This window comes from Streptomyces sp. NPDC030814 (assembly GCF_055572155.1).
Window position 1 is genome coordinate 1 of record NZ_JBVIDX010000061.1, and the last position, 3,587, is coordinate 3,587.

General features: G+C 72.9%; 1 protein-coding gene. It reads right to left on the reverse strand.

Annotated features, from left to right (window positions below):
* Positions 1 to 3,566: SDR family NAD(P)-dependent oxidoreductase (locus ACZ43N_RS42670; RefSeq protein WP_468105274.1), on the reverse strand; the 3,566-nt coding region annotated here is incomplete at its 3' end.
* Positions 3,567 to 3,587 lie beyond the last annotated feature (21 nt).

A 3,587-nucleotide genomic window follows, 5' to 3' on the forward strand; every position in this document is an offset into this window, starting at 1 on the left:
ACCCCACCCGGGAAGCGGCACGCCATCCCGACGATCACCACCGGATCGTCACTGACAGCGACACCGGCGGCAGCCGGCACGACCGGCTCCGCCCCCATCTCATCGCCCATCAACTGCTCGCGCAGATAGCGCGTGAGGAGTACCGGCGTCGGATAGTCGAACACCAGGGTCGCGGTCAGGGGCACGCCGGTCGCCATGGCCAGTGTGCCGCGGAGTTCGACCGCGGTGAGGGAGTCCACGCCCAGGTCGCGGAAGGCACGCTCGGCCGGTACGGCGGACGCGCCCGCGTAGCCCAGGACACCGGCCGCGCAGAAGCGGACGACTTCGAGGAGCACCCGTTCCTGTTCGGCGGGGGTGAGCCCGATGAGCTGGTCCCGCAGGGCGGAGCCGTCCCCGCGGCCGAACCGTTCGGAGGCGGCGCCGGCGTTCTCGACCGCCGCGCGTGCCTCCGGCAGCGATTCGATCAGCGGGCTGGGGCGTGTGACCGTGAAGGCGGGCGCGAACTCGGCCCAGTGGATGTCGGCGACCATGACGACCGGCCGGGGCTCGCCGACGGCTCGGTGCAGGGCCAGTACGCCGATGGCGGGCTGGAGCGGCAGCACTCCGCCGCGGTGCATGCGCCAGTGCACGACCTCCTCGTCGGCCATGCCGCCGTCGGCCCACGGGCCCCAGACGACAGAGGTGGCGGGCAGCCCCGCCGCTCGGCGTCGCTGGGCGAGGACGTCCAGGAAGGCGTTGGCGGACGCGTAGTTTCCCTGGCCGGTCGTACCGAGGGTGCCGGAGATCGACGAGAAGAGGACGAAGGCGTCCAGGTCGCGGTCGCGGGTGAGTTCGTCCAGATGCAGCGCGCCCAACGCCTTCGCCCGCAACACCGTCGCGAACCGCTCCGGCGTCAACGCATCGATCACACCGTCATCCAGCACACCCGCCGCATGCACCACCGCATCCACCGCATACTCCGCCAACACCCCCGCCAACGCACCACGATCAGCCGCGTCACACGCCACGACCGACACACGCGCACCCAACCCCACCAACTCGTCCCGCAACACCACAGCCCCCGGAGCCCCAAGACCCCGACGACTCGTCAACACCACATGCTCGGCACCCTCCGCCGCCACCCACCGCGCCACCCGCGCACCCAACGCACCCGTACCACCCGTGACCAGCACCGTCCCCCGAGGACGCCAACCCGCCCCCTCACCACCAGCACGCACCCGCTCCAACCGACGGCCCAGCACACCGGACGACCTGACAGCCACCTGGTCCTCCGAGCCGCCGCCGAGCAGCACCCCCATCACACGGTTCACGGCACGCCGGTCCAGCACCTCCGGCAGATCGATCAGACCGCCCCACCGCTCCGGGTACTCCAGCGCCGCCACCCGGCCCAGACCCCACACCGCACCCTGCACCGGATCACCCGGACCGTCCGAACGGCCCACCGACACACCACCACGCGTCAGCACCCACACCCGGCCACCCACACCCGCGTCACCCAACGCCTGCAGCACAACAGCCACCGCGGAGGGTCCGAGCGGCAAGCCGTCGATGTCGGCTCCGGCCAGTCCGGCGAAGGCCAGTACACCCGCGACGGGGTGGTCGGCCGTGGCGTCGCGCAGTCGGCCGGCGAGCGCCGCGCGGTCGGTCCCGGCGGCGGTGAGGGTGACGACGCGGTCGGGGCCGCCCAGGGCGGTGGTGAGGTCGGTGACCGCCGGGTCCTCGCCGTCCTGGCTACCAGGAAGGACGAGCAGCCAGCGCGCGTCCGTGGCGTCCGGGGCAGTGGCCGGTTCGACAGCGGCGGGTTTCCACACCACCTCGTAGGAGAGTGCCTCGACGGCGGTCTCCTGCTGCTGCCGCTTCCGCCAGGAGGCGAGCGCCGGTACGACCGCGCCGATGTCCTCGGCCCTCACCCCCAGGGCCTGCGTCAGGGCGTCGACGTCCTCGCACTCGACCGCTTCCCAGAAGCGGTCGTCCGCGGTGTCCGCCGCGGTCCGGGCGGACTCCCCGGCCGCGCTCGCGGCCGCGGTGCCGTGGTCGAGCCAGTAGCGCTGGTGCTGGAAGGCGTACGTCGGCAGGTCCACCGCCCGGGTGGCGGGGGCGGCGCCGAGCGCCGGGGACCAGTCGACGTCGACGCCGTGGACGTACAGCCGGGCCAGGGCGCCGTACAGGCTGGGGACCTCGGGGCGGTCCTTGCGCAGCGCGGGTACGAGCAGCGGGCCGGCGCCCGCGGACGGGTCGTCGGCGAGGCAGGTGCGGGCCAGGGCGGTGAGGGTGCCGTCGGCACCGAGTTCGAGGTAGCGGGTGACGCCCTGCTCGCTCAGCCGGCGTACGTCGTCGGCGAAGCGCACGGGCTGCCGGACGTGGGCCGCCCAGTAGCCGGCCGCGCACAGTTCCCCGGGGTCGGCGAGGGTGCCGGTGACGTCGGAGACGATGGGGATCTGCGGGCGGTGGTAGGTGAGGCCTTCGGTGACGCGCAGGAAGTCCCGCAGCATCGGTTCCATCAGCGGTGAGTGGAAGGCATGACTCACCCGCAGCGGGGTGGTCCTGCGGCCGAGCGCCCCGAAATGTCCGGCGATCCGTGACACGCATTCCTCGGTGCCGGAGATCACGAGGGATCGCGGGCCGTTGACAGCGGCGATGCCGGCCTCGGCCTCCTGCCCTGCCAGCAAGGGCAGCACCTCCTCCTCCGATGCCTGCAGCGCGACCATGGCGCCGCCTGACGGGAGGGCCTGCATGAGGCGGCCACGGGCCGCGACCAGGCGACAGGCGTCGTCCAGGGACCACACCCCCGCGACGTAGGCCGCCGACAGTTCACCGATGGAGTGTCCGGCGAGCACGTCGGGGCGGACGCCCCACGACTCAAGCAGCCGGAACAGCGCGACCTCGAAGGCGAAGAGGGCGGGCTGAGTGAACTCCGTTCGGTTCAGGGCCTCTTCGTCGTCGCCGAAGACGATCTCCCGGAGCGACCGGCCGAGTTCGTTGTCGAGGTGGGCGCAGACGGAGTCGAAGGCATCGGCGAACGCCTCGAAGGTCTCGTACAGTTCCCGTCCCATGCCGAGCCTCTGTGAGCCCTGCCCGGCGAAGAGGAAGGCGAGGCCTCCCTCGGGGTCGGCCGTGCCCACGGCCGCGGCGGGTGAGGGCCGGCCTCGGCCGATTGCCTTCAGGGCGGTGAGGAGGTCGTCGCGGTCGTCACCGACCACAATGGCGCGGTGCTCGAAGGCGGACCGGGATGTGGCGAGTGCGTGAGCGACCGCGGCGTGGCTCAGTTCGGGGCGGGCCTCGAGGTGGCCGGCCAGCCGCGCGGCCTGCGCCCGCAGTGCTTCCTCGCTGCGGCCGGAGATCAGCCAGGACACGGTGGCCGAGGGGGGCTGCGGGACCGGCGGCGGCTCCGGGGGGTCGGCAGGGAGCGGCTGCTCCAGGACCACGTGTGCGTTGGTGCCGCTGAGTCCGAAGGCGGACACGGCGGCGCGGCGCGGCCTGCCCTCCTCCTTCGGCCACTGCTGTTCCCGGGTCAGCAGCTCGACCGCACCGGCCGACCAGTCCACATGCGACGACGGCTCATCCACATGCAACGTGCGCGGCAGCAC